The organism is Streptomyces sp. Act143 (assembly GCF_003143935.1).
In the GTDB taxonomy this organism is placed as follows: Bacteria; Actinomycetota; Actinomycetes; order Streptomycetales; family Streptomycetaceae; genus Streptomyces.
Genome location: NZ_QFRX01000001.1, coordinates 5,778,529 through 5,804,218, shown reverse-complemented (window position 1 = coordinate 5,804,218; position 25,690 = coordinate 5,778,529). Strand labels below are relative to the sequence as shown.

Genomic DNA, 25,690 nt, shown 5'->3' with positions numbered 1-25,690 from the left:
TGTGCGAGCAAGACCACGTTCGGGGAAAGCGCTACCGGGACGGCAGGGGCGTACGGCAGGATCGGCGAATGGAGCGTGTACGTGATGTCTCTGAGCTGCCGAAAGCCCATCTGCACCTGCACTTCACCGGGTCCATGCGCCCCGGGACGGTTCTGGAACTGGCCGACAAGTACGGCGTACGACTGCCCGAAGCCCTCACCGAGGCCCTGACCAGCGGGGAGCCGCCCCGGCTGCGGGCCACGGACGAGCGGGGCTGGTTCCGGTTCCAGCGGCTCTACGACGCGGCGCGGTCCTGTCTCAGGCAGCCCGAGGACATCCAGCGGCTGGTGCGGGAGGCGGCGGAGGAGGACGTCCGGGACGGCTCGGGGTGGCTGGAGATCCAGGTGGACCCGACGTCGTACGCCCCCCGCCTCGGCGGGCTGATCCCGGCGCTGGAGGTCATCCTCGACGCGGTGGAGACCACCTCGCGGGAGACCGGGCTGGGGATGCGGGTGCTGGTGGCCGCGAACCGGATGAAGCACCCGCTGGACGCGCGGACGCTGGCGCGGCTGGCGGTGCGGTACGCGGGCCGGGGTGTCGTCGGCTTCGGGCTCTCCAACGACGAACGGCGCGGCATGGCACGGGACTTCGACCGGGCGTTCGCCATCGCGCGCGACGGCGGGCTGCTGTCGGCTCCGCACGGCGGGGAGTTGACGGGGCCGGCCTCGGTGCGGGACTGCCTGGACGACCTCGACGCGCACCGGATCGGGCACGGGGTGCGGGCCGCGGAGGACCCCCGGCTGCTGAAGCGGCTCGCCGACCGGGGCGTGACCTGCGAGGTCTGTCCGGCCTCGAACGTGGCGCTCGGGGTGTACGAGAAGCCGGAGGACGTGCCGCTGCGGACGCTGTTCGAGGCGGGGGTACCGATGGCGCTCGGCGCCGACGACCCGCTGCTGTTCGGCTCACGGCTCGCGGCTCAGTACGAGATCGCCCGGCAGCATCACGGTTTCACGGACCGGGAACTGGCGGAGCTGGCCCGGCAGTCGGTGCGGGGTTCGGCGGCGCCGGAGGACGTCAAGGCGCGGCTGCTGGCCGGCGTGGACGACTGGCTCGCTCGCCCGGCCGCCTGAAGTGGACGTAGGGCGGATACGGCTTGTAGCAGATGTCCACCTCCAAAGGGTGCCCGCCGGTCCCGGGCGGCTCGGCGAGTGTGAGTGCCGTCATGAACGCCATGTGCCCCTCGGCGGCATGCTTCTGGTGCGGGCCCCAGCCGGCCGCGTAGGCGAGGTCGGTGGCCGTCTGGGCGAAGACGTCCCTGGTGCCGAACAGGAAGAACGTCCGGGCATGGGTGGCGTGCCGCAGCTCCTCCCGGGTGTCCGCGCGCCCCTGGCGTGCCCGCCAGGCCTCCGCGTCCCGCGCGGTACGGGCCTCGTCGGTGCGGACGGTCAGCGGGGTGCCGTGGATGAGTCTGCGGCGCAGCTCGGGCCACTTGCTCGCGCGCAGGCCGGCGTCGTGGTGGGCCAGGACGAGGTCGACCCGCTCTCCCCATCCCTCGTCGGGCGGGACCCCGTCGCGCAGCGGGACGTGCACGATCGTGCGGCGCGAGCAGGCGGCGAAGGAGAACAGGCCGGCGAGCCGGTTCAGCCCGTCGTGATCGCCGAGGAGCAGGCCGATCGGCTGCGGTGCGCTCAGCGAGGTGTGGCGGAGGGGGGTGCGGGGCCGGACGATGCGGTGCTGGTGCGGCCCGAGGCGAGGGGTGTACTCGGTGAGCCTCAGGCGCATGCCCGGGTCCCGGACGTCTCGGAATCCCTGGAGAGGTACGTCATGGCCCCAGGGTTCCGGTCGGGCCGGGCACCCGGCAACCGGGATTCCGCCCGCCTGCCGGGTCCTACAGGCTCACGCCGACGGTCACCGGTTCGTTGACGAGGGTGATGCCGAAGGTGCGGTGGACGCCGGCCACGACCTCCCGGGCGAGGGCGAGCAGGTCCTCCGTGGTCGCCTCGCCCCGGTTGGTGAGGGCGAGGGTGTGCTTGGTGGAGATGCGGGCGGGGCCGGTGCCGTAGCCCTTGGTGAAGCCGGCCTTGTCGATCAGCCAGGCGGCGGAGGTCTTGGTGTGACCGGCGCCGGCGGGGTACGCCGGCGGCTCGGCGTCCGGTCCGAGGTGCTGCTTCACGCGCGCGTGGAAGGCCGCGAAGTCGCTGTCCGTGAGGATCGGGTTGGTGAAGAAGGAACCGGCCGACCAGGTGTCGTGGTCGTCGGGGTCGAGAACCATGCCCTTGCCGGAGCGCAGTTTCAGTACGGTCTCGCGGGCGGCGGCGAGGGGGACGCGGTCGCCGGGTTCGACGCCGAGGGCGCGGGCGGTCTCGGCGTACTTGAGGGGCGCCGAGAGCCCGCCGGCGTCCTCCAGCTCGAAGCCGACACGGAGAACGACGTACCGGTCGGGATCGGCCTTGAAGCGGCTGTGGCGGTACGAGAAGGCGCAGTCGGCGTTGGTGAGGGTGACGGTGTCGCGGGTGACGCGGTCGTAGGCGATCACGTGGGTGATCGTGGAGGCGACCTCCTGGCCGTAGGCGCCCACGTTCTGGATGGGGGTGGCCCCGGCGGAGCCGGGAATGCCGGCCAGGCACTCGACACCGGCGAGCCCGGCCTCCACGGTGCGGGCGACGGCGTCCGTCCAGACCTCACCGGCGGCAAGCTCCAGACGGGTGCCGTCGAGCGTGAAGCCCTTGGTGGCGATGAGGAGGGCGGTGCCGTCGAAGCCCTTGTCACCGATGACGAGGTTCGACCCACCGCCGATGAGCAGCAGGGGCGTACCCGTGTCGTCCGCCTCACGAACGGCTTCGATCACCTCGGCGTCGGTACCGGCGGTGACCAGCCGGGCGGCGGGCCCGCCGAGACGGAAGGTGGTGAGCGGGGCGAGGGGGGCGTCGTGTCGTTCCTGCACGGGTCAAGGGTACGTGGGCGCTGCCGCCGGGCTGTGCGGGTCGGGCCGGGGTGCGGATCGAGGCGCCACCGGAACATCCCCCGTTCCCTCGACGCGCCCCCGGCACCAGGCATGCGAACGGCCCCGCCCCCACCAAGGAGACGGAGCCGCTCACCCCCGTTCAGACCGCGACCGTCTCCCGCGCCGACGCCGCGTCCTCCACCCCCACGTCCCGCCGCCCTGCACGCCCCCGCGGAATCAGCAGCGCCGCCACCCCGGCCAGCGCCACCACCGCCGCCCCGGTCACCAGCGCGGGCCGCAGCCCCTCGACGAACGTCTGACCGGTCTCGTAACCCCCCTGCGCCGAGAAGATCGACCCCATGATCGCGATACCGAGCGCACCCCCCACCTCGCGGAGCGCGTTGTTCGCACCGGACGCCACCCCCTGCTCCGAGCGCCGCACGCTGGACATGACCAGGTTGGACGCGGGAGCGAAGAACAGCCCCATGCCGACACCGCTGATGATCAGACCGGGCAGCTGGACGCCGTAGGACGCGTCGACGGTGATGACCGACGCCAGGTATGCGAGGCCCGCCGCCTGGAAGAAGAGCCCGGTGGCCACCACCGGCCGGCCGCCGATGCGGTCGGAGAGGATGCCGGCGACCGGCGCGACGAGCATCGGCATCCCGGTCCACGGCAGCATCCGCAGCCCCGCCTCGGTCGGCGAGTACCCGAGCACCCCCTGCATGTACTGGCTGAGCAGGAAGATCGAACCGAACATGCCCAGGAACATCAGCAGGCTCGCCGCGTTGATGCCGGAGAAGGCCCGCGAGCGGAACAGCCGCATCGGCAGCATGGGGTTCGCGGCCCGGGTGCTGTAGATCACGAACCCGGCGAGCAGCGCGGCTCCGGCGAACAGGGCGATGAGGACCAGCGCGTCCGTCCAGCCGTCCGCCGGGCCGCGGACCAGGCCGTAGACGATCCCGAAGAGACCGCCGCTCGCGAGGAGCGTGCCGGGCACGTCGAGCGGGGCACCGGTGCCGTAGGACTCGGCGAGACGGAGACGGGCGAGGGGCAGCAGGGCGACACCGAGCGGGACGTTCAGCCAGAAGATCCACTGCCAGGAGATGTGCTCGGTCAGGCTGCCGCCGATCAGCGGCCCGGACGCCACCGCGAGCCCGTTGACGGCGCCCCAGATGCCGTACGCCATCCCGCGCTTGGCGGCGGGCACGGCGGCCGTCAGCAGGGTGAGGGTCAGGGGCATCATGATCGCCGCCCCCACGCCCTGGACCGCTCGGGCCGCGATGAGGCTGTCGATGCCGGGCGCGAGCGCCGCTCCCGCGGAGGCCGCGGTGAAGACCGTCAGGCCGGTGAGGAAGAGCCGGCGCCGACCGAAGCGGTCACCGAGCGCCGCGCCGAACATGAGGAGGACGGCGAAGGTGAGGGTGTAGGCGCTCACCGTCCATTCCAGGTCGTGCAGTCCGCCACCGAGGTCCTCGCGGATGGAGGGCAGGGCGGTGGTGACGACGAGGTTGTCGAGAGCCGCCATGAATCCGGCGACGCTGGTGATGACGAGGGCCCAGACGGCTCCCCCGCGGCGTGGTGCGGTCTGTGCTGCTTGCTGCTCTGACATCGCTCCCCCAACACACTTCGGATAGTTATTGATTACTAACTTTTGCGCTCACGAAAAGGCGCCCACGACGCCCCTCACGCTCACTTCTCCAGTCGACCGGTGGTCCGCGCCGACGGATACATGCCCTCCCACACCCGGTGTCCGGGCGGGAACCCCATGGCGACCAGGCAGTTGATGAGCATCCCGTACGCCAGGAAGGTCGTCGTCTCGTTGACGTCGGCGCCCAGGGGCAGATGGACCGTGTCCCACAGCCGCATCCAGCCCTCGCGCACCTCCTCCCCGAACTCGTGGTCGCCCTCCTCCTCGGCGGCACCCACGGCGACGTACATCTGCATCTGCATCAGCAGCCGCTCCGGCCGCTCCGCGATGACCTTGGTGTACGCGTTGGCCATGGCATGCAGGGCCGCTTCGCCCTCCAGCCCTTCGGCGGCCTCCTGGAACGTACGGATCGTCTCCTCCACGCACCGCTGGGCGGCCGCCAGGAAGATCGCCTTCTTGCCGGGGAAGAGCCGGAAGAGATACGGCTGCGAGACCCCGACCCGCTTGGCGATCGCCTCGGTCGAAGTGCCGTGGTAACCGCCGCGCGCGAACTCGATCGTCGCCGCGCGGATGACGCTCTCGCGCCTCTCCTCTGCGCTCATCCTGACCATGCCCGGTAAGTTAGTACTCAATCACTAACTAAGTCAAGCGGTCGCGGCGGAAACCCACCGCAGGCAACAGGTAAGGGGCGCCCCGCCATGGAGGACGCCCCTTACAGCAGCTCTTGCCGCAGCTCTTGCTCCGGCAGCGGCTCAGGCGAGCCGTACGACCGCCCGGGACATCCCCAGCACCTTCTGCCCAGCGCTGGTCGCGGTCAGGTCCACGCGGACGGTGCGGTCGTCGAGCTTGGCCGCGACCTTGCCGCTGACCTCGATCACCGCGCCCTGGTCGTCGTTCGGAACGACGACGGGCTTGGTGAAGCGGACGCCGTACTCGGCGACGGCACCCGGGTCACCGACCCAGTCGGTCACCACGCGGATCGCCTCGGCCATGGTGAACATGCCGTGCGCGATGACGTCCGGCAGCCCGACCTCCTTGGCGAACTTCTCGTTCCAGTGGATCGGGTTGAAGTCCCCGGACGCGCCCGCGTACTGGACGAGCGTGGCGCGGGTCACGGGAAAGGTCTGGGCGGGCAGTTCGGTGCCGACCTCGACGTCGTCGTATGCGATCTTCGCCGTCATCGTCTTCCTCACGCCTCCTCGGCCGCGCGCGCGACGAGCTTGGTCCAGGCGGTCACCACGTGCTCGCCGGCCTCGTCGTGGACCTCACCACGGATGTCCAGGATGTCGTTGCCCGCGAGCGACTTGATCGCCTCGATGGTCGAGACGACCGTGAGCCGGTCGCCGGCACGGACCGGGCGCGTGTAGGCGAACTTTTGGTCGCCGTGCACCACGCGGCTGTAGTCCAGGCCCAGCTGCGGGTCCTGGACGACCTGGCCCGCGGCCTTGAAGGTGATCGCGAACACAAAGGTCGGCGGGGCGATCACATCGGGGTGACCGAGCGCCTTCGCCGCGTCCGGGTCCACGTACGCCGGGTTGGCGTCCCCCACGGCCTCCGCGAACTCACGGATCTTCTCCCGGCCCACCTCATAGGGGTCGGTGGGCGGATAGGTCCGCCCCACGAAGGACTGGTCGAGCGCCATGGGCTCGGCACCTCCTGATCGCTGGGTACTGGGTACTTGTCACTGGGTACTGGCCGGTATCGGCGCAGGAACGACGCGAGGCCGCCCCCCTGACTACTGGGGACGGCCTCGCGTACGAGCCTGATTTATCGCGTCTCGCGGTGCGCGGTGTGCGCGTTGCAACGCGGGCAGTGCTTCTTCATCTCCATACGGTCCGGGTTGTTACGCCGGTTCTTCTTGGTGATGTAGTTCCGCTCCTTGCACTCCACGCAGGCCAGCGTGATCTTCGGGCGGACGTCGGTGGCAGCCACGTGAGTGCTCCTTGACGAACGGATAGGACTGATTTAACGCAAAGAAGAGTAGCCGATCGAAGGACCGACCCCGCAATCGGCTACTGTCAGTAGCGGTGACCGGACTTGAACCGGTGACACAGCGATTATGAGCCGCTTGCTCTACCGACTGAGCTACACCGCTGTGATGCGATCCGTTCCCGCCTCGCGACGGGAACCTCTCACACCAGAGCCCCAATACGGAATCGAACCGTAGACCTTCTCCTTACCATGGAGACGCTCTGCCGACTGAGCTATTGGGGCGAGCGATGAAGACATTACACGGTCCGCCGCCGTTCACCCAAATCCGTTTCGAGCCCCCGCCCGAGCCCGCTCCGGCACCCCTCCCACCGGCCCCCGAAGCCCCTCCCGCACGGCGGATCACAACCGGACCACACCGGTACGACTATTGCGCTCCTCCGCGCCGTGAAGGGATCGCCGCCCTAGGCTCGACTCACTCTGCGTGATCTTGCGTCCCCGCCACGAGCCTTGACCCGGAGCCCCTGGAGCGCGATGCCCGACAGCCACCCGCAGCCGCCCCCCTCGTCGTCCTCGTCCGGCGCCTCCGACACGGCCTCGCTGCTGCTGTGCGGGGCCCGGCTGACCGACGGCAGGACCGTGGACGTCCGGCTCGGAGGCGGGCGCATCGAGGCGGTCGGCACGGCGGGCAGCCTGGCGGCGGCCGGCACGCGCGCGTGCGGGACCCGTGTGGACCTGAGCGGCTATCTGCTCCTGCCGGCCCCCGTGGAGCCGCACGCCCACGGCGACACCGCGCTCTCCGACGCCACCGGCGGGCCGGTCTCGTACGACCCCCAGGACGTCCAGCGCCGGGCGACCGAGGCCGCGCTGCTGCAACTCGGGCACGGGGCGACCGCGTTGCGGGCACACGTGCGCGTGGGCGACGTACAGGGGCTGGGCGCGCTGGCCGCCGTGCTCCAGGCCCGGCGGTCGCTGCGGGGGCTCACCGAGCTGACGGCGGTCGCGATGCCCCGGCTGCTGACCGGCGTGGCCGGCGCGGAGGGGCTCGCGATGCTGCGGGACGCGGTGAAGATGGGCGCCTCGGTGGTCGGCGGCTGCCCCGACCTCGACCCGGATCCGACCGGCTACGTCCAGGCGGTCCTGGACGTAGCCTCCGAACACGGCTGCCCGGTCGACCTGCACACGGACGCCGCCGACCCCGCCCGCCTGTCCCGCCTGGCGGCCATGGCCGGCGGTCTGCGTCCCGGCGTCACCCTCAGCCCCTGCGGCGGCCTCGGCCGCCTCCCCTCGGAGATCGCCTCCCGCACCGCCGACCAGCTCGCCGCGGCCGGCGTGACGGTGGTGTGCCTGCCGCAGGGCGGCTGCGGCGGCGTGGAACGGCGCGGCACGGCTCCCGTACGGCTGCTGCGCGCGGCCGGCGTGCGGGTGGCGGCCGGAAGCGGCGCCCTGCGGGACGTGTCCAACCCCGTGGGCCGCGGCGACCCGCTGGAGGCGGCGTACCTCCTGGCCTCCCGTCACGGCCTGCGCCCCGAGGACGCGTACGACACCGTCAGCACGTCCGCGCGAGCCGTGCTGGGGCTGCCCGAGGTGCGCGTGGAGGCGGGCTTCCCCGCCGAACTCCTGGCGGTGCGCGGCGAACGGCTGGCGGGGGCCCTGTCCCTCGCGTACAGCCGGATCGTGGTGCACCGGGGGCGCGTGGTGGCGCGGACGAGCGCGGTACGCGAGTTCTGTGACTCAGCGGCGACCGCGGAGTTGGGCCTGCCCCGGCAGGGGCGGGGGGAGCCGTCCTAGGACGTGTGGGGTGGGGGTGGGCGGGGATGATGTCGGCCGGCGTCGATCTCGCCGGGCCGTGACCGGGTGCGGGCGTGCCGGTGGGGTCAACTCGCGTGGCGGGCACGGTCGTACGCCTGGTACGGCCGCCTGCCGGACACGGTCGTACGGCGAATGTCGGCGTACCAGCGTACGGTCGAAGGCATGCGCATCGTCATCGCTGGTGGTCATGGTCAGATCGCGTTGCGGCTGGAGCGACTGCTCGCCGCGCGCGGGAACGAGGTCGCGGGCATCATCCGCAAGGCGGAACAGGGCGACGACCTGAGGGAAGCCGGCGCCGAACCGGTCCTGCTGGACCTGGAGTCGGCCTCCGTCGAGGAGGTCGCGGCCCATCTGCAGGGCGCGGACGCGGCGGTCTTCGCGGCGGGCGCGGGGCCGGGCAGCGGGGTGGCCCGCAAGGACACGGTGGACAAGGGTGCCGCGGTGCTGTTCGCGGACGCGGCGGTCCGGGCCCGCGTACGGCGTCACGTGGTCGTGTCGTCGATGGGCGCCGACCCGGAGCATCGGGGCGATGACGTCTTCGACGTCTACCTGCGCGCCAAGGGCGAGGCCGACCGGTACGTCCAAGGGCTCGACGCCCTGGACTGGACGATCCTGCGGCCCGGCCAGCTGACGAACGACGCCGGCACCGGCCTCGTACGCCTGGAGGCCCAGACGGGCCGTGGCCCGGTCCCGCGCGACGACGTGGCCGCCGTACTGGCGGAGCTGCTCGACACCCCGGCGACGGCCGGTCTGACCCTGGAGCTGATCGGCGGGTCGACGCCGGTGTCGGTGGCGGTGAAGTCGGTGGCCGGCAACTGAGCGCGGTAGGGGCGGCCGGCCCGCGTCGGCCCGCCCTAGAACAGCGGCATCTGCCCAGGGAACTCCGGAACGGCGTAACCGTCCAATGCGGGCTGTGCGGCACCCAGTTGGGCTTGCCGACGCGAGCCCGCGCAGGAGATGAGCTCGCCGCTCTCCCGTGCGCCGGGCGGGTCGTGCCGCGCGAAGCGCCCGGCGACCACGGCGATCTCGCGCTGACATTCGGGGCAGTTTCTGCGGCGGCTGGACATGGGGTCAGTGTGCCCCGGGCGGACCTGTGTTGCGCGCGGCGGACGGGTGGCGCGCACTTCCGGGCGCGAGCGTGAGGCCGGTCACTCTGCGTCGACTCCCGCATTCCCGCCGAACACCCGCAGAGTACGCGCGGGGGGCACGCGGGGGACGCGCGGAGCACCCTCCGGGCACATGAAGAGACCCCCTCCACTCTGCGTTTCCGCAGTTTGGAGGGGGTCTTCCCCAGTGTGGCGGCGCCAGGATTCGAACCTGGGAAGGCTGAGCCGGCAGATTTACAGTCTGCTCCCTTTGGCCGCTCGGGCACACCGCCGGGGTTTGCTGCCCTTCGAACCGCTTTTCGGCGGTGCTCCGTGGCAACGACGTAAACAATACCCGATGGAGAGGGGTGCTTCGCCACCTGATTGATCTGCGCTCGACAGACGCGAGGTGGCTAGGCTTGTGCGGATGCGGCCCGGGGACTGTGCCCGGCTCGGCGGCAGCCCCACGCGCGCCGAAACGCACCCGGTACGCACCCCGATACGCACCCCGATACAAGGAGCCACAGGACATGGCCGACTCCAGTTTCGACATCGTCTCGAAGGTCGAGCGGCAGGAGGTCGACAACGCCCTCAACCAGACCGGCAAGGAGATCTCCCAGCGCTACGACTTCAAGGGCGTCGGCGCCTCCATCTCGTGGTCCGGCGACAAGATCCTGATGGAGGCGAACTCCGAGGACCGGGTGAAGGCCGTCCTCGACGTCTTCCAGTCCAAGCTGATCAAGCGGGGCATCTCGCTGAAGGCCCTGGACGCCGGTGAGCCGCAGCTGTCCGGCAAGGAGTACAAGATCTTCGCGTCCATCGAGGAGGGCATCTCCCAGGAGAACGCGAAGAAGGTGGCGAAGATCATCCGCGACGAGGGTCCGAAGGGCGTGAAGGCCCAGGTCCAGGGCGACGAGCTGCGCGTCAGCTCGAAGAGCCGTGACGATCTCCAGGCCGTCATCGCCCTGCTCAAGGGCAAGGACTTCGACTTCGCCCTGCAGTTCGTGAACTACCGGTAGTCCACGGATCGTTCCGCGCTGCACGAGGAACTGCACGAGGAACTGCACGAGGAACTGCACGAGGAAGGGTGGGCACCTGGCCGGTGCCCACCCTTCTCGCCTGCTGGCTGCGGTCCAGGGGCGGTTCAGTCGCGCGAGTTGCCGAACAGGATGCGGTAGCCGATCAGGAGGACGAGCGAGCCTCCGATCGCCGCGGCCCAAGTGGTGCCGTCGTAGAAGCTCTTGGTGACCGGGTGGTCCAACCAGCGCGCCGAGATCCAGCCGCCGATGAACGCGCCCGCGATGCCGATGAGGGTCGTACCGATGAAGCCGCCCGGGTCGCGGCCCGGCAGCAGGAACTTGGCGATGGCTCCGGCCAGGAGCCCCAGGATGATCCAACCGATGATGCTCATGCCCTGAACCTGCCCTTCCGCGCTGTGCCCGCACTGTTCCGGCCCTGTGATTTCCGTCCGGTCGGACGGTGTGGCCGGGCAGTTGCGCGCGGGCAGTTGCGCGCGTGCGTCACCGCTTCGGCGGCAGCGCGAGTTCGTGCCGCGTTGCTGAAGAGGACGTCATGGGTCCACCGGTTGGTTGCACAGGTCAGTAGGGTGCGACGCATGGCGCCTTCCAGACCTCGCCCTGCCTCCGGCTCGGAACTGCGACGCACTCTCGGCGTGGGTGACGCGGTCGTCATCGGGCTGGGCTCGATGGTCGGGGCCGGCATCTTCGCCGCGCTCGGGCCCGCGGCGCGCGCCGCCGGTTCCGGACTTCTGTCCGGACTCGCGGTCGCCGCGGTGGTCGCCTACTGCAATGCCATGTCCTCGGCACGACTGGCCGCCCTTTATCCGGCCTCCGGCGGCACGTACGTGTACGGGCGAGAGCGGCTCGGTCCCTTCTGGGGTTACCTCGCGGGCTGGTCGTTCGTGGTCGGGAAGACGGCCTCCTGCGCGGCGATGGCTCTCACCGTGGGCACGTACGTCTGGCCGGGGCAGGCGCACGCCGTGGCGGTCGCGGCGGTCGTGGCACTGACCGCGGTGAACTACGGCGGTGTCCAGAAGTCGGCCGTGCTGACGCGGGCGATCGTGGCGGTCGTGCTCGCTGTCCTGGCTTCCGTCGTGGTCGTGTGTCTGGGTTCTGGGGCTTCCGATGCCGGGCGGCTGGGCAGCGGGGCCTCGGGAGGCGCGGCAGGTGTCCTGGAGGCCGCCGGTCTGCTGTTCTTCGCGTTCGCGGGGTACGCGCGTATCGCGACCCTCGGGGAGGAGGTGCGGGATCCCGCGCGCACCATCCCCCGCGCGATCCCGCTGGCTCTGGGGATCGCGCTGGCCGTCTACGCGTGTGTGGCGGTGGCCGTCCTTTCCGTGCTGGGCGCTGGGGCGCTGGGGCGGGCGGGCGCGCCGCTGACCGACGCCGTGCGGGCGGCCGGTGTGCCGGGGCTGGTGCCGGTGGTGCGGGTCGGCGCTGCCGTGGCGGCGCTGGGCTCGCTGCTCGCTCTGATCCTGGGCGTCTCACGGACGACGCTGGCCATGGCGCGTGACCGGCATCTGCCTCATGCGCTGGCGGCCGTGCACCCGCGTTTCCAGGTGCCGCACCGGGCGGAGCTGGCCGTGGGCGTGGTGGTCGCGGTGCTGGCCGCCACGGTGGACGTGCGAGGTGCGATCGGGTTCTCCTCCTTCGGTGTGCTGGCGTACTACGCGGTGGCCAATACCTCGGCCTGGACCCTCGGGTCCGCTCCGCGGGCGCGGGCGGTGCCGGCGGTGGGGCTTCTCGGGTGCGTGGTGCTGGCGTTCTCGCTGCCGGGGGTTTCCGTGGTCGTGGGGGCGGGGGTGCTGGTCGTGGGTGTGGTCGCCTACGGGGTGCGGCGGCGGGTGGCCGGAGCGGCGGAACAGGGCTGACCACGCGGATGGCGGCCGCCCCGACAGCGGTTCTGCGGGGCGTGGTTCAGGCTGCGCGGACGCGCATCACGCCCGCCGCCTGTGCATTACCAGCCCGACGAGGCGAACGGCTTGTCGGTCGACACGATTTCGCGGCCCAGCGGGAACAGCGACACCGGGATCAGCTTGAAGTTGGCGATCCCGAACGGGATGCCGATGATCGTGACGCACAGCAGGAGTCCGGTGACGATGTGGCCGAGCGCCAGCCACCAGCCCGCGAGGATCAGCCAGAGCACGTTGCCGACACAGGACGGGGCGCCGGCGTCGCGGCGCTCGACCGTCGTGTACCCGAAGGGCCACAGGGCGTAGACGCCTATGCGGAAAGCCGCGATGCCGAAGGGGATGCCGATGATCGTGATGCACAGCAGCACGCCGGCGGCCAGGTAGCCGAGGAACAGCCAGAAGCCGCTCAGGACGAGCCATATGACGTTCAGGATTGTCTTCACTGGTGGCGACCTGCCATCTTCTCGAGGCGGGCGATGCGCTCCGCCATGGGCGGGTGCGTGGAGAACATCTTGGAGAGTCCCTGGCCCGGGCGGAACGGGTTGGCGATCATCATGTGGCTCGCGGTCTCGATACGGGGCTCCGGGGGCAGCGGGAGCTGCTTGGTGCCGGTCTCCAACTTGCGCAGGGCGCTGGCCAGGGCCAGCGGGTCACCGGTGAGTTGGGCGCCGGAGGCGTCCGCCTCGTATTCGCGCGAGCGACTGATGGCCAGTTGGATGAGGGACGCGGCGAGGGGGCCCAGGATCATGATGAGCAGCATGCCCAGGATGCCGGGGCCGTCATCGTCGTTGGAGCGGCCTACGGGGATCAGCCAGGCGAAGTTGACCAGGAACATGATCACGGAGGCCAGGGCTCCGGCGACCGACGAGATCAGGATGTCGCGGTTGTAGACGTGGCTGAGCTCGTGGCCGATGACGCCGCGCAGTTCCCGCTCGTCGAGGATGCGCAGGATGCCTTCGGTGCAGCACACCGCCGCGTTGCGCGGGTTGCGGCCGGTCGCGAACGCGTTCGGTGCCTCCGTCGGGGAGATGTACAGGCGCGGCATGGGCTGGCGGGCCTGGGTGGAGAGTTCCCGGACCATGCGGTAGAGCGCGGGGGCCTCGAACTCGCTGACCGGGCGGGCGCGCATCGCGCGGAGCGCGAGCTTGTCGCTGTTCCAGTACGCGTACGCGTTGGTCCCCAGGGCGACCAGGACCGCGACGACGAGCCCCGTACGGCCGAAGAAGCTGCCGATGACGATGATGAGTGCGGACAGTCCCCCGAGGAGTACTGCGGTCCTGAGCCCGTTGTGCCGGCGGTGCACGGTACGCCCTCCAAGTCGTGCAGCAGGGGAACCCTTTGCTTGCTTGATCTGCGGTCCTTCTGGTGTATGTCCAGTGGACCCTCCCGTTCTGGTCAACGCCAGGCGAGAGCCGCTAGTTCCCTTGTGCGTGCGAGGCGGGCCGTGGGCCGTCCGGGTGAGGGCTCACACGAACCGTGGCCGGGATCTCAGAAGAGTCCCGTGTCGGCGAAGCGCAGGACCAGCTGCGGAGCGCCGGACAGGGCGAGGCCGAGGAGGCCGGTGAGGACGAGCGCGGCGGTGAGGGGCGCCGGGACCCTGTGCCGTTCGGCTTTGCCTTCGGGCGCGCGGAACAGCAGTGCCGTCCACTGGAGGTAGTAGTACAGCGCGATCACGACGTTGGCGGCCATGATCACCGCGAGCCAGCCGAGGCCCGCGTCGACGGCCGCGGAGAAGACGGTGACCTTGGCGAAGAGACCGATGATGCCCGGTGGGAGCCCGGCGAGGCACAGCAGGAAGAACGCCAGGAGGAGGGCGGCCAGGGGGTTGGAGGCGTACAGGCCCCGGTAGTCGCTGAGGCGGTTGCGGGACTTCGTACGGCCCACCAGCGCGGCCACCGCGAAGGCGCCGAGGTTCACGGCGGCGTACATGAGGGCGTAGGCGACGGTGGAGCCGATGGAGTGCTCGGGGTCGTCGGAGTAGGCGGCCGCGGCGATCGGCACCAGGAGGTAGCCGGCCTGGCCGACGGAGGACCAGGCGAGCAGGCGTACGGCGCTGTACGCGCGCGTGGCCTGCTGTCGGAGGGCGCCGACGTTGCCGACGGTCATGGTGAGGGCGGCCAGCGCGGCCAGCGCGGGGCCCCATGCGTCGGCGTACGACGGGAGGGCGACGACCGTGAGAAGGATCAGGCCGGAGAAGCCGACCGCCTTGCCGACGACCGACAAGTAGGCGGCGATCGGGAGGGGCGCCCCTACGTAGGTGTCCGGGACCCAGAAGTGGAAGGGCACGGCGGCCGTCTTGAAGGCGAAGCCGACGAGGGTGAGGACGACGCCGGTCTGGGTGAGGGTGTGGAGCTGGCCGTCGACGTTCTGGACGCGGTCGGCGATCTGGGTGAGGTAGAGGGTGCCCGTGGACGCGTACACGAAGCTGATGCCCATGAGGCTGACCGCGGTCGCGGTGACCGAGGACAGGAAGAACTTCAGGGCCGCTTCGGAGGACCTGCGGTCGCCTTGGCGCAGGCCGACGAGGGCGAAGGCGGGCAGGGAGGCGACTTCCAGGGCGACGATCAGAATGGCGAGGTCGCGGGAGGCAGGCAGCAGGGCGGCACCGGCGGCGGAGGACAGCAGCAGGAACCAGTACTCCCCTTCGGGGAGTCCCCTGTCGGCGTCCTTGAGGGCGGTGACCGACAGGAGGGCGGCCAGCAGCGCTCCGCCGAGCACCAGGAGCTGGAGGACGAGGGTGAAGCGGTCCGCGGTGTAACTGCAGACGCCGGCGTCGCCGGACAGGCAGAAGGTGGCTCGGTCGCCGTCGACGAGCGGCAGCAGCATGAGGGCGGACGCCGCCAGGCCGACCACCGACGTCCAGCCGAGCAGCGCCTTCTTGTGCTCGCCGACGAACAGGTCGGCGACGAGGACGACCAGGGCGACGACCGCCGCGATGGTGGGCGGTGCGATGGCGAGCCAGTCGACGGACTGGACGAGGTTCGAGGCCAGCGGCTGGGCCGAGGAGGCCAGGGAGCTCATCGGGTGCCTCCTGCGAGGAGCTGCTGCACGGCCGGGTCGGTCAGGCCGAGGAGGGCCTTCGGCCACAGGCCGGCTACGACGGTGAGGGCGACGAGCGGCGTCCAGGCGGCGAACTCGTACGTGTGGACGTCGGCGAGCTGCGGGGCGTCCTGAGGTACGGCGCCCATGCAGACGCGGCGGACCACGGCGAGGAGGTACGCGGCCGTGAGGAGGGTGCCGAAGGCCGCGATCGCCATGAAGGTGAGGAAGGCGGGGCGGCTGAGGTCGTCGGCGGGGTCGAACGCGCCGAACAGGGCCAGCATCTCGCCCCAGAACCCGGCGAGGCCGGGCAGGCCGAGGGAGGCGACGGCGGCGAACGCGAGCAGGCCGCCGAGGCGCGGTGCCTTGCCGTACAGCGCGGCGCCGGTCTGTTCGGCGAGGGTGTCGAGGTCGGTGGTGCCCGTGCGGTCCTTGAGCGCGCCCACGAGGAAGAAGAGCAGGCCGGTGATCAGGCCGTGGGCGATGTTGGCGAACAGGGCGCCGTTCACGCCGGTCGGGGTCATCGTGGCGATGCCGAGGAGTACGAAGCCCATGTGGCCGACGGAGGAGTAGGCGATGAGCCGCTTGAGGTCGCCCTTCGCGCCTTGTCTGGCGAGGGCCAGGCAGGCCAGGGAACCGTAGATGATCCCGACGACGGCGAACGCGGCGAGGTAGGGCGCGAAGTCGGCGAAGCCGTCGGGGGCGATCGGCAGCAGGATGCGAACGAACCCGTACGTGCCCATCTTCAGGAGGACGCCGGCCAGCAGGACCGAGCCGACGGTCGGCGCGGCGGTGTGGGCGTCGGGCAGCCAGCTGTGCAGGGGCCACATCGGGGTCTTGACCGCGAGCCCGAGTCCGATCGCCAATACGGCGATGACCTGCACGGATGTGGTCAGGGATCGGCCGTTGTCAGTGGCGAGTGCCACCATGTCGAACGTGCCCGCCTTGATTCCGATCAGGAGCAGGCCGAGCAGCATGACGACCGAGCCGAGCAGCGTGTACAGGATGAATCGCCAGGCGGCCTGGGTGCGGCCCTCGCCGCCCCAGCGGGCGATGAGGAAGTACATCGGGATGAGCACCATCTCGAACGCCAGGAAGAACAGCAGCAGATCGAGGACGGCGAAGGTCGCCAGGGTGCCGGACTCCAGGACGAGCAGCAGGGCGACGAAGGCCTTCGGGGTCGGCCCGGACGGCATCTTGAAGTACGAGTAGAGCGCGCAGAGGAAGGTCAGCAGCGCGGTCAGGACCAGAAGGGGGAGGGAGATGCCGTCGATGCCGAGGTGGATGCGCACATCGAGTGCGGGGATCCAGCTGATGTCGGTCGTGGCCTGCATCTTCGACGGATGGTCGTGGTCGAAGCCGAGCGCGAGGACGATCGCGGCGAGGAGAATCACGCCGGTCACGGTCACGCCGTGCCGCAGCACGGCCTGTTCGGGCGACTTCCCCTTCAGTCCGGGCGGGGCCGGCAGAAGTGCGGCGACGGCCCCGAGAAGCGGGCCGACCACGATGAACGCCAGAAGAAACTGCATCACGGACTCGTTGATATCGATCACGCCTGCTCACGCTCCCGTGGCGACGAGGACGGCGGCCACCACCAGGACGACGGTGCCGGCGAGCAGCGCGCTCACATAGGTCTGCACATTGCCGGTCTGGGCCCGCCGCACGGCGATGCCGAGCCAGCGGGGCAGGGCGCCCGCGCCGCGTACGTACGTCTCGATGACCTCGCGGTCGAGGAACCGGACGAGCGTGGCGCCGGCCTGGACCGGGCGGACGAAGAGGGCCGAGTAGACGGCGTCGAGGTGGAAGCCGACGGCCGCGTGCCGGTGCAGCGGGCCGAGCAGGAGCCGGCCCGGGTCGGCGGGGTCGGGCGCGTAGGCCACTCCCCCGTACGCGGGCGCGTGGCTGGCGATGGCCTCGGCCTCGACCACTCCGGCGTCGCCCTCCGGGTGGGCGGCCACCGCGCCCAGCGGGACGTCGGCGGCTAGGGCCGTGGTATGCCGCCAGGCCGCGTAGGTGACGATGCCGCCGACCAGAGCCACGCCGGTGCCGAGGACGGACGTGGTGAGGGTCGGGGTGAGGTCGCGGCCGTCGAACCAGTCGGGCAGGACGCGGTAGGCGAGTCCGCCGACGGCGAGGGACGGGATCGCGAGGACCCACAGCACGACGGTCATGGTGAGGGGCTGTCGGCCGTGGTCGGGGGCCTCGGCGCCCTGGCCGCGGAAGGCCAGCAGCCACAGGCGGGTCGCGTAGGCCGCCGTGAGCAGGGCGGTGAACAGGCCCGCGACGAGGACGACCCAGCCCGCCGCGCCGGGGGCGTGCTCGGTGTGGCCGGTGGCGACGTGCTCGGCGGCACCGAGGACGGACTCCTTGGAGAAGAAGCCGCTGAACGGCGGGATCGCGGCGAGCGCGAGGAGCGCCACGGTCATCGTCCAGTAGGCGTCGGGCACGCGGTCGCGCAGGTGGCCCATGCGGGACATGGCGGCCAGCGAGTTGGTGCCGGCGGCGTGGATGATCGCGCCCGCCGCGAGGAACAGCAGTGCCTTGAAGGCGCCGTGGGAGAGGAGGTGGAAGACGGCGGCCCCGCGGTCGCCGACGGCCAGGGCGCCGGTCATGTAGCCGAGCTGGCCGATGGTCGAGTAGGCGAGAACGCGCTTGATGTCGTCCTGGGCGAGTGCGGCGACCGCCGAGCCGGTCATCGTGACGGCCGCCATGACGGCGAGCACGACCATCGCGGCCTGCGAGGCCTCGAAGACGGGGAGGAGCCGGGCGATGAAGTAGACACCGGCGGCGACCATCGTCGCGGCGTGGATCAGCGCGGAGACGGGCGTGGGGCCCGCCATCGCGTCCGGGAGCCAGGTGTGCAGCGGGAACTGCGCCGACTTGCCGGCCACGCCCGCGAGGAGCAGCAGGGCGATGAGCGTCGGGTGGTCCAGTCCCCCGCTCGCGACGGCGCCGAGGACCTTCGTGATGCGGAAGGAGCCGGCGTCGGTGGCGAGCGCGAACAGGCCGATGAGGAAGGGGACGTCGCCGAGCTTGGTGACCAGGAACGCCTTGATGGATGCGGCGCGGGCCTCCGGGGTCTCCCAGTAGTGGCCGACCAGGAAGTACGAGCAGATGCCCATGACTTCCCAGCCCACCAGCAGCACCATCAGGTCGCCGGAGTAGACGACGAGGAGCATCGCGGAGGTGAAGAGGGAGACCAGGGCGGCGTAGGAGGGGTAGCGCGGGTCCTCGCGCAGGTAGCCCGTGGAGTAGATCTGCACGCAGGTGGCGACGAGGCCGACCAGGACGGCGACGAGGGCGGCGAAGCCGTCGATGTGCAGGGCGAGTTCGATCGGGATCGAACCGGTGGGCGTGAGCTCGGCGGTGGCGTTCACCGCCTGGTCCCCGCCCTGGCGCGCGGCGACGACCGCGGCCAGTACCAGTGCCGCCAGCGTCGGCAGCACGGCGAGCGGGCGGACGAAGCCGGGGGCCGTGCGCCCCAGGAGCAGGCCGGTGCCCGCGCCCAGGAACGGAAGGAGAGGGACGAGGACGGCGAGGGTGGTGGTGGTCACGCGGTGGCCTCTGCCTTCTCGGCCGCGGGGGCGTCGCCGTCGGAGTCGGGTCCGTCGGGATCGTCGGTCTCGTGGCCCTCGGCGGTGTCGCGGAGCTTGTCGATGTCCGAGGTGCCGCGGTTGCGGTGGACGGCGAGGACGATCGCCAGGCCGATGCCGATCTCGGCGGCGGCGATGGCGATGGTGAACAGGGTCAGGGCCTGGCCGGAGTGCAGGGTCTCCTCGGCGGTCCTGCTGAGCCAGACGTCGAAGGCGACCAGGTTGAGGTTGACGGCGTTGAGCATCAGCTCGACCGACATCAGCACCAGGATCGCGTTGCGGCGGGCGAGGACGCCGTAGAGGCCGGTGCAGAAGAGGAGGGCGGAGAGTACGGCGGGATAGGCGAGGTGCATCAGCGGGCGCCTTCCTGCTCGGCCGACTCGGTTCCCGTAACCGGACCTTTTCGCTGGATCGGGTGATTACGGGAATCCGGGGCGGATGGGGAACCACCGGACAGGGTCCGGGAGTTCACAAAGGGCGAGGACGGCTCCGCCTTCGCCTTGCGGGACAGGACGATCGCGCCGACCAGGGCCGCGAGGAGCAGGATGGAGAGGGCCTCGAAGGGGAGCACCCAGTTCTGGAAGAGGCTCGCTCCGGTGGCCTCGGTCGAACCGGCGGCGGGGCCGTCCAGGTCGATCCAGGTCGTGCGGAAGGCGTCGACGACGACCCAGATCAGCGCGGCGGCCGAGGCGACGGCGACCGTGAGGGCGGCCCAGCGGTTGCCGGAGTCGGCGTCCGGGGAGCGGCCGATGGGGGCTTTGGTGAGCATCAGACCGAACAGGAGGAGCACGACGACGGAACCGACGTAGATGAGGACCTGCACCCAGGCGATGAACTCGGCGGTGAGGAGGAGGTATTCGACGGCGAGGCCCCCGAGGGTCACCACCAGCCACAGGGCGGCATGCACCAGCTGCCGGGTGGTGACGGTGACGAGGGCGGCGCCGAAGGTGACCAGGCCGACGAGGAGGAAGGCGATCTCCACACCGGTCGGGGAGAGGAAGCCGTGGGTTCCGGCGGCGAGGCTCACGAGTCTCCCTCCTGCGGTTCCGCCTGGGCCGCCAGCTTCTCGGCGGTCTTGCGGGCGGCGGCGATCTCCTTCGGTTCCTCGGCCGCGGGGTCGAGGGCGGGCGGGGCCGGGACGGTCCACATCCACTCGCGGAGCTTGTCGCGCTCGTGGGTGAGGTCGCGGATGTCGGTCTCGGCGTACTCGAACTCGGGGGACCAGAACAGGGCGTCGAAAGGACAGACCTCGATGCAGATACCGCAGTACATGCACAGGGAGAAGTCGATGGCGAAGCGGTCGAGGACGTTGCGACTGCGCTCGCGGCCACCGGGGGCGGCGGGCGGGACCGTCTCCTTGTGGGAGTCGATGTAGATGCACCAGTCCGGGCACTCCCGGGCGCAGAGCATGCAGACCGTGCAGTTCTCCTCGAACAGGCCGATGACACCGCGGGTGCGGGGCGGGAGGTCGGGCTGGACGTCGGGGTACTGCTCGGTGACGGTCTTCTTCGTCATCGTGCGAAGGGTGACGGCCAGTCCCTTGGCAAGGCCGGAGCCAGGGATGCGGGACCGGGTGGGCGGGGCGGCCTCGGCCACTAGGAGATCACCACCTTGACGATGCCGGTGAGGGCGATCTGGGCGAGAGAAAGGGGAACGAGGAGGGTCCAGGAGAGCTTCTGGAGCTGGTCCTCGCGGAGACGGGGATAGGTCACGCGGAGCCAGATCACGACGAAGGCGAGGACGGCCGCCTTCAGGAGAGTCCACACCCAGCCGAGACCGTCGGCGCCCCAGGGGCCGTGCCAGCCGCCCAGGAAGAGGACGGTGGTCAGGCCGCACAGGACGACGATCCCGGCGTACTCGGCGAGGAGGAACAGGGCGAAGCGGAGGCCGGTGTACTCCGTGTACGCGCCGAAGATGATCTCCGAGTCGGCGACGGGCATGTCGAAGGGCGGGCGCTGGAGTTCGGCGAGGCCGGCGACGAAGAAGACGATCGCGCCGACGATCTGCCAGGGCAGCCACCACCACTCGAAGGCGTCGACGATGCCGGGGAGGGAGACCGTGCCGGCCGCCATCGCGACGGAGGCGGCGGTGAGCAGCATCGGGAGTTCGTAGGCGAGGAGCTGAGCGGCGGTGCGGAGGCCGCCGAGGAGGGAGAACTTGTTGGCGGAGGCCCAGCCGGCCATGAGGGAGCCGAGGACGCCGACGCCCATGACCGCCAGGACGAAGAAGACGCCCGCGTCGATGACCTCGCCGACGGCACCCTCGCCAGGGCCGATGGGGATGGCCAGGAGGACCAGGAGGTAGGGCAGGAGGGCCACGGCGGGGGCGAGTTGGAAGATACGGCGGTCCGCGCCCGCGGGTACGACGTCTTCCTTCTGCGCGAACTTCACGCCGTCCGCGACGAGTTGGGCCCAGCCGTGGAAGCCACCGGCGTACATGGGGCCGAGGCGGCCCTGCATGTGGGCCATCACCTTGTGCTCGGTCTGGCCGACGATGAGGGGGAAGGTGAGGAAGACGACGAAGACGATCAGGAGTCGCAGGGCGACGTCGAGAGCGTCGTTCACTGCGGGCCTCCTGCGGGGTGGTCTGGGGTGTCTGGGTCGTCTGGGGTGTCTGGGGCGCCGGCGGTCTCAGGGGCGCCGGCGGTCTCAGGGGCGCCGGCGGTCTCAGGGGAGTCGGCGGCCTCAGGGGCGCTGGTGACGCCGGGCGCCTCGGGGGTGCCGGGAGTGCCGGAGGTTTCCGGAGTGTCAGGAGTTACGGGAGTGTCAGGAGTTACGGGAGTGTCTTCGGCGTCGGGTCCGGCGCCGGATCCGACGCCGGATTTGGGTTCGGCTTCGGGTTCGGCTTCGGGCTTGGATCCGAGTTCAGATCCGGGTTCGTCGAAGGCTGGGCGGGCGTGGTGCCACGGGGCGTCGGCGCTTCGGGGAGTGCGCGAGGCGGGCTTCGGTGGCGTGGCGGCCGGGGTCGAGGTGTCGGTGGCAGGGGTGCCGGGGGCCGTGGTGCCCGGTGCGGGGCGCTGACTGGCGGAGCCCCCCGAGGCACTGCGGGCGCGACGCGGGCCGGCGGGGGTGGTGCCCGGGGCGCTGGTTGGCGAGGTCTCGCTCGGAGTGTCAGCACCGCCGGCTGCCGTCTGGCTGGCCGAACCCTGGGCGGCGGAGCGGGAACGGCGCGGGCCGGCGGGCGGCGTTTCGGGGGACGCCGAAGTGTCCGCCTGACTGGCCGAACCCTCCGCGGCCGAGCGGGAACGGCGCGGGCCGGCGGGCGGGGTGCTGCTCGGGGGTGTTGGCGTTTCCGTCTGGCTCGCCGAGCCCTCCGAGGCGGTGCGGGTGCGGCGGGTGGGGCGTTCCGTTGTTGCGCGGGGGCCTGCTGTGCGGGTGGGGCGCGTGGGGGCCGGGGGGAGCTGGCCCTTCAGGGGACCCCATTCGTTGGGGTCGGGGACTCCCGGGGGGAGCATCTGGCGGCGCTTGGGACCGCCGTGGTCGGACTCGCCCGGTTCCTTCGCGCCGGGCCAGGCCTTGGCAACGCGGGCGGCCAGGACGAAGTCCTTGCGGAGGGGGTGCCCTTCGAAGGTTTCCGGAAGGAGGAGGTGGTCCAGGGCCGGGTGGCCTTCGAAGACGACACCGAACATTTCGTGCGTCTCACGTTCGTGCCAGGCCGCGCCGGCGAAGACGTGGACGGCGGTCGGCAGGGTCGGGGACTCGTGCGAAACGGTCGTACGCAGGAGGAGGCGGCGTACCGGGGACAGGGCGGCGAGGTGGGCGGCGACGCGGAAGCCGGTGCCCGGTTCGTCGACCGCGCTGAGCCAGTCGAAGTAGGTGCAGCCCAGCTCGTCACGGGCCGTCCGGAGGGCCGTGGTCCAGGAGGCGGGAGGGACGTCCACGGTGAGGACGTCGTAGGACTCCTCGGCTGTGGCCTCGGGGCCGAAGAGTTCCTCGGTGGGGGTCGGCAGCCAGCCGGCCGTGGTCATCGTTCCTCCCCCGAGGTGGGCGAGGGAGCCTTCAGGAGGCCGCTCTGGAGGGCGGCCGGCGACGGGCGGCCGACGGTGCCGTCGGCGCCGTACCGCTCCCTCAGCGACTCGCGGGCGATCTTCTCCTGGAGCTTGAGGATGCCCTGGAGGAGGGCCTCGGGGCGGGGCGGGCAGCCGGGCACGTAGACGTCGACCGGGATGATCTGGTCGACGCCCTTGGTGACGGAGTAGGAGTCCCAGTACGGGCCGCCGCAGTTGGAGCAGGCGCCGAAGGAGATGACGTACTTCGGCTCGGGCATCTGCTCGTAGAGGCGCTTCACTGCCGGGGCCATCTTGTCCGTGACCGTGCCTGACACCACCATCAGGTCGGCCTGGCGAGGGCCGGGGGCGAAGGGGATCACACCGAGGCGGATGAAGTCGTGGCGGGCCATCGACGCGGCGATGAACTCGATCGCGCAGCAGGCGAGGCCGAAGTTGAAGACCCAGAGCGAGTAGCGGCGGCCCCAGTTGAGGACCACCTTCATCGGCTCGGGGGCCAGACGGGCGAGTGCGCCCAGGCGCTTCGGCTCGGGGAGCAGCACGGGCTCCGGCGAGGTCACTCCTGGCGTCGTCGCTCCGGACGTCGCTTCTGGCGTCACGTCCATGTCAGGACGCCCTTCTTGTATGCGTACAGCAGGCCCACGGCCAGGAAGCCGAGGAAGATGAACATCTCCACGAGGGTGGTCGCGCCGTAACCGGGGGCGGCGAAGACCGTGGCCCAGGGGAACAGGAAGATCGAGTCGACGGCGAAGATGACGTAGAGGAAGGCGTAGACGTAGTAGCGGACCTGGGTGTGGGCCCAGCCCTCGCCGACGGGGTCGACGCCGCACTCGTACGTCAGGAGCTTCTCCGGGGTCGGGACCACGGGGCGCAGCAGGCGGCCGGCGCCGAAGGCGACCGCGACGAACAGCACGCCGACGACGGCGAGCAGGCCGACGACCGAGTACGACTGGAAGTAGTCCGACGCGGCGACAGTGGTCGGTTCCCGCACGTCCGCCCCTCGCTCCCTGTGAACTCCGTCAACACCTGTACGACGCCGGACGACACCAGATGACACCGGATGACACTGGATGACACCGGACGACGCCGTTCGACGATCTGTACGCACGGGAGTCTAGGGCCTGCTAAAGAGAGCGTAAGCAGCCCGTCACCGCTTGAGATGCCCGGATCGGTTCCGCGGGGGCGCGGAGAGGGCGGGGAGGGGGCAGGAGGCGAGGGTCGGGCGAGGTGGGGCCCGGGTGGAATGGGGCCCAGGTGGGGTTTTCCCCCGGAGGGCGCGGCGGTCCGCCTCATGGCGCCGCGGCGCGACGCGCGGCACGCTAACCCATATGACCGAACGCCCCAGCCCTTCACCGGCCACGACGCGCCCTTCACCGGCCTCGCCCCACCCGTCACCGGCCGCGCCCCACCCGTCACTGGCATCACCAGCGTCACCGGCTTCACCGGCTTCACCGGCTTCACCGGCTTCACCGGCCACGGTTTCCCGGGACGGCGCCGATGACAGCCAGTCCCGGGCTCTGCCGCCCGTCCGGTTCGCCTACGACGCGCACACCTGGAAGGAGATCGCGCATCTCCTGCTCAACTTCCCGGTGGCCTTGCTCGGGTTCGTCTACGTCACGACGGTGCTGTTCACCGGCTTCTGGCTGACCGTGACGGTGATCGGGTTCCCGCTGCTGGCGGCCGGGCTGATGGGGGCGCGGAAGCTGGGCGCGTTGGAGCGGCGGCGGGCCCGGGTGCTGCTCGGGGTGCGGATCGACGAACCGAGTCGGTTGCCGCTGCGGGCCGGCAACTCGGGGTTCTTCCAGCAGCTGTGGATGATGCTGAAGGACCCGGTGGGCTGGCGGACGATCCTGTACGACTTCATCCGGCTGCCCTGGGGCGTTCTCACCTTCGTCGTCACGCTGACCTCGCTGTTCGTGCTGTGGCCGGTGCTGCCGTACCTGGCGCGGGGGCTGACCAACGCCGACCGGGCGATGGTGCGGGGGCTGCTGTCGCCGTCGGATGAGCTGGAACGTCGTATCGCGGAACTGGAGTCGGACCGGGGGGTCGTCGTCGACACGGCCGCGGCCGATCTGCGGCGCATCGAGCGGGATCTGCACGACGGGGCGCAGGCCCGGCTGGTCAACCTCGCCATGGGGCTGGGGCTGGCGAAGGAGAAGCTGCTGGAGGACCCGGAGTACGCGCAGGCCATGGTCGCCGAGGCGCACGGCGAGGTGAAGCTGGCCTTGCAGGAGCTGCGGGATCTGGCGCGCGGGATCCATCCGGCGGTGCTGACGGACCGGGGGCTGGACGCGGCGCTGTCGTCGGTCGCCTCGCGGTGCACGGTGCCGGTGAAGGTGACCGCCGACCTGGATGACCGGCCGGCCGCGGCGATCGAGGGCATCGCCTACTTCACCGTCTCCGAGCTGCTGCAGAACATCAGCAAGCACAGTGGGGCGAGGTCGGCGTCGGTGGAGGTGTGGCGGTCGGACGACCGGTTGCTGATCCAGGTGTGGGACGACGGCCGCGGCGGCGCCCGCCTCGACGGCGGCACCGGCATGCAGGGGCTGGCGGAGCGGCTCGACGCGGTGGACGGGCTGTTCGTCATCGACTCGCCCGTGGGCGGTCCTACGACGGTCACGGCGGAGCTGCCTTGGCGGGATCGGTCGGCGCAGGACGGGCGGCGAGGGTAGGCGGGGGTACGGCGGGAGCCAGGTGGCGGGGGTACGGCGGGAGCCAGG

At 71.1% G+C, this 25,690-nt stretch carries 27 protein-coding genes and 3 tRNA genes; 6 read left to right on the top strand and 24 right to left on the bottom strand.

Going from position 1 to position 25,690, the window contains the following annotated elements:
- Nucleotides 1–68 precede the first annotated feature (68 nt).
- Nucleotides 69–1,109: an adenosine deaminase gene (locus DI272_RS26395; RefSeq protein ID WP_109497742.1), complete on the top strand. Its 1,041-nt coding sequence runs from the start codon at nt 69–71 to the stop codon at nt 1,107–1,109.
- Here the strand turns inward: DI272_RS26395 and DI272_RS26390 are convergent.
- The 9 genes from DI272_RS26390 to DI272_RS26350 form a co-directional block, all read right to left on the bottom strand.
- A complete protein-coding gene (locus DI272_RS26390) occupies nt 1,054–1,761 on the bottom strand; it encodes a hypothetical protein (RefSeq protein ID WP_109497741.1) in 708 nt (235 codons plus the stop codon). The genes DI272_RS26395 and DI272_RS26390 overlap by 56 nt on opposite strands.
- 106 nt (nt 1,762–1,867) lie before the next feature.
- Nucleotides 1,868–2,923 carry a UDP-N-acetylmuramate dehydrogenase gene (locus tag DI272_RS26385; RefSeq protein WP_109497740.1) on the bottom strand — a complete coding sequence of 352 codons (1,056 nt, stop codon included), beginning with the start codon at nt 2,921–2,923 and terminating at the stop codon, nt 1,868–1,870.
- Nucleotides 2,924–3,083: 160 nt separating this feature from the next.
- Complete coding sequence (locus DI272_RS26380) at nt 3,084–4,535, bottom strand: MFS transporter (protein ID WP_109497739.1); 1,452 nt, start codon at nt 4,533–4,535, stop codon at nt 3,084–3,086.
- Nucleotides 4,536–4,615: 80 nt separating this feature from the next.
- On the bottom strand, nt 4,616–5,185 hold the full coding sequence (locus tag DI272_RS26375; RefSeq protein ID WP_181387316.1) for a TetR/AcrR family transcriptional regulator: 570 nt from the start codon (nt 5,183–5,185) through the stop codon (nt 4,616–4,618).
- Nucleotides 5,186–5,326: 141 nt separating this feature from the next.
- Nucleotides 5,327–5,755, bottom strand: coding sequence for a MaoC family dehydratase (locus tag DI272_RS26370; protein WP_109497738.1), 429 nt, complete (start codon nt 5,753–5,755; stop codon nt 5,327–5,329).
- An 8-nt stretch (nt 5,756–5,763) separates the two neighbouring features.
- Entirely contained in the window at nt 5,764–6,216 is a 453-nt protein-coding gene (locus DI272_RS26365) for a MaoC family dehydratase N-terminal domain-containing protein (RefSeq protein WP_109497737.1), read from the bottom strand.
- 125 nt (nt 6,217–6,341) lie between these two features.
- Entirely contained in the window at nt 6,342–6,506 is a 165-nt protein-coding gene (rpmG, locus tag DI272_RS26360) for a 50S ribosomal protein L33 (RefSeq protein WP_018834916.1), read from the bottom strand.
- A 90-nt stretch (nt 6,507–6,596) separates the two neighbouring features.
- Nucleotides 6,597–6,669: transfer RNA gene (locus tag DI272_RS26355), tRNA-Met, on the bottom strand.
- A gap of 46 nt (nt 6,670–6,715) precedes the next feature.
- Nucleotides 6,716–6,788, bottom strand: a tRNA-Thr gene (locus DI272_RS26350).
- 249 nt (nt 6,789–7,037) lie between these two features.
- Between DI272_RS26350 and DI272_RS26345 the strand changes: the two genes are divergently transcribed.
- Entirely contained in the window at nt 7,038–8,294 is a 1,257-nt protein-coding gene (locus tag DI272_RS26345; protein WP_109497736.1) for an amidohydrolase family protein, read from the top strand.
- 183 nt (nt 8,295–8,477) lie between these two features.
- Complete coding sequence (locus DI272_RS26340) at nt 8,478–9,134, top strand: NAD(P)H-binding protein (RefSeq protein ID WP_109501048.1); 657 nt, start codon at nt 8,478–8,480, stop codon at nt 9,132–9,134.
- A 35-nt stretch (nt 9,135–9,169) separates the two neighbouring features.
- Here DI272_RS26340 and DI272_RS26335 read toward each other — a convergent pair whose 3' ends face one another.
- Both DI272_RS26335 and DI272_RS26330 read right to left on the bottom strand, forming a co-directional pair.
- The gene (locus tag DI272_RS26335) at nt 9,170–9,382 is read right to left on the bottom strand and encodes a hypothetical protein (RefSeq protein ID WP_109497735.1); all 213 of its coding nucleotides are present in this window, start codon (nt 9,380–9,382) and stop codon (nt 9,170–9,172) included.
- Between the two features lie 229 nt (nt 9,383–9,611).
- Nucleotides 9,612–9,693 (bottom strand) — tRNA-Tyr (locus DI272_RS26330).
- A 237-nt stretch (nt 9,694–9,930) separates the two neighbouring features.
- On the opposite strand from DI272_RS26330, the gene DI272_RS26325 reads away from it, so the two are divergent.
- The gene (locus tag DI272_RS26325) at nt 9,931–10,419 is read left to right on the top strand and encodes a YajQ family cyclic di-GMP-binding protein (protein ID WP_109497734.1); all 489 of its coding nucleotides are present in this window, start codon (nt 9,931–9,933) and stop codon (nt 10,417–10,419) included.
- A 125-nt stretch (nt 10,420–10,544) separates the two neighbouring features.
- Here the strand turns inward: DI272_RS26325 and DI272_RS26320 are convergent, their stop codons facing one another.
- On the bottom strand, nt 10,545–10,811 hold the full coding sequence (locus tag DI272_RS26320; protein ID WP_109497733.1) for a GlsB/YeaQ/YmgE family stress response membrane protein: 267 nt from the start codon (nt 10,809–10,811) through the stop codon (nt 10,545–10,547).
- A gap of 204 nt (nt 10,812–11,015) precedes the next feature.
- Here DI272_RS26320 and DI272_RS26315 point away from each other — a divergent pair, with 204 nt between their 5' ends.
- Nucleotides 11,016–12,290, top strand: a complete 1,275-nt coding sequence (locus DI272_RS26315) for an APC family permease (RefSeq protein WP_109497732.1) — start codon at nt 11,016–11,018, stop codon at nt 12,288–12,290.
- Between the two features lie 86 nt (nt 12,291–12,376).
- Here DI272_RS26315 and DI272_RS26310 read toward each other — a convergent pair whose 3' ends face one another.
- From DI272_RS26310 to DI272_RS26255, 12 genes are all read right to left on the bottom strand, one after another.
- On the bottom strand, nt 12,377–12,775 hold the full coding sequence (locus tag DI272_RS26310; protein WP_109497731.1) for a YccF domain-containing protein: 399 nt from the start codon (nt 12,773–12,775) through the stop codon (nt 12,377–12,379).
- Complete coding sequence (gene htpX / locus DI272_RS26305; protein ID WP_109497730.1) at nt 12,772–13,635, bottom strand: zinc metalloprotease HtpX; 864 nt, start codon at nt 13,633–13,635, stop codon at nt 12,772–12,774. Before htpX ends, DI272_RS26310 begins: the two co-directional genes overlap by 4 nt.
- Nucleotides 13,636–13,820: 185 nt before the next feature.
- Complete coding sequence (locus DI272_RS26300; protein ID WP_109497729.1) at nt 13,821–15,353, bottom strand: NADH-quinone oxidoreductase subunit N; 1,533 nt, start codon at nt 15,351–15,353, stop codon at nt 13,821–13,823.
- Nucleotides 15,350–16,924 (bottom strand): NADH-quinone oxidoreductase subunit M, encoded by a 1,575-nt coding sequence (locus tag DI272_RS26295; RefSeq protein WP_109497728.1) that lies wholly within the window; start codon nt 16,922–16,924, stop codon nt 15,350–15,352. The genes DI272_RS26300 and DI272_RS26295 overlap by 4 nt, the downstream gene beginning before the upstream one ends.
- A gap of 6 nt (nt 16,925–16,930) precedes the next feature.
- Nucleotides 16,931–18,925 (bottom strand): NADH-quinone oxidoreductase subunit L, encoded by a 1,995-nt coding sequence (locus DI272_RS26290; RefSeq protein ID WP_109497727.1) that lies wholly within the window; start codon nt 18,923–18,925, stop codon nt 16,931–16,933.
- Nucleotides 18,922–19,317, bottom strand: coding sequence for an NADH-quinone oxidoreductase subunit NuoK (gene nuoK / locus DI272_RS26285; protein WP_109497726.1), 396 nt, complete (start codon nt 19,315–19,317; stop codon nt 18,922–18,924). The genes DI272_RS26290 and nuoK overlap by 4 nt, the downstream gene beginning before the upstream one ends.
- Nucleotides 19,317–19,991 carry an NADH-quinone oxidoreductase subunit J gene (locus tag DI272_RS26280; RefSeq protein ID WP_109497725.1) on the bottom strand — a complete coding sequence of 225 codons (675 nt, stop codon included), beginning with the start codon at nt 19,989–19,991 and terminating at the stop codon, nt 19,317–19,319. The genes nuoK and DI272_RS26280 overlap by 1 nt, the downstream gene beginning before the upstream one ends.
- Nucleotides 19,988–20,479: a 4Fe-4S binding protein gene (locus DI272_RS26275; protein WP_109501047.1), complete on the bottom strand. Its 492-nt coding sequence runs from the start codon at nt 20,477–20,479 to the stop codon at nt 19,988–19,990. The genes DI272_RS26280 and DI272_RS26275 overlap by 4 nt, the downstream gene beginning before the upstream one ends.
- Nucleotides 20,480–20,559: 80 nt before the next feature.
- Nucleotides 20,560–21,528: a complex I subunit 1 family protein gene (locus DI272_RS26270; protein ID WP_109497724.1), complete on the bottom strand. Its 969-nt coding sequence runs from the start codon at nt 21,526–21,528 to the stop codon at nt 20,560–20,562.
- The gene (locus DI272_RS26265; protein WP_109497723.1) at nt 21,525–22,931 is read right to left on the bottom strand and encodes an NADH-quinone oxidoreductase subunit C; all 1,407 of its coding nucleotides are present in this window, start codon (nt 22,929–22,931) and stop codon (nt 21,525–21,527) included. The genes DI272_RS26270 and DI272_RS26265 overlap by 4 nt, the downstream gene beginning before the upstream one ends.
- Nucleotides 22,928–23,575, bottom strand: a complete 648-nt coding sequence (locus DI272_RS26260; protein WP_109497722.1) for an NADH-quinone oxidoreductase subunit B — start codon at nt 23,573–23,575, stop codon at nt 22,928–22,930. Before DI272_RS26260 ends, DI272_RS26265 begins: the two co-directional genes overlap by 4 nt.
- Nucleotides 23,566–23,961: an NADH-quinone oxidoreductase subunit A gene (locus tag DI272_RS26255; protein WP_109497721.1), complete on the bottom strand. Its 396-nt coding sequence runs from the start codon at nt 23,959–23,961 to the stop codon at nt 23,566–23,568. Before DI272_RS26255 ends, DI272_RS26260 begins: the two co-directional genes overlap by 10 nt.
- Nucleotides 23,962–24,298: 337 nt before the next feature.
- On the opposite strand from DI272_RS26255, the gene DI272_RS26250 reads away from it, so the two are divergent.
- A complete protein-coding gene (locus DI272_RS26250; protein WP_375138069.1) occupies nt 24,299–25,642 on the top strand; it encodes a sensor histidine kinase in 1,344 nt (447 codons plus the stop codon).
- Nucleotides 25,643–25,690 lie beyond the last annotated feature (48 nt).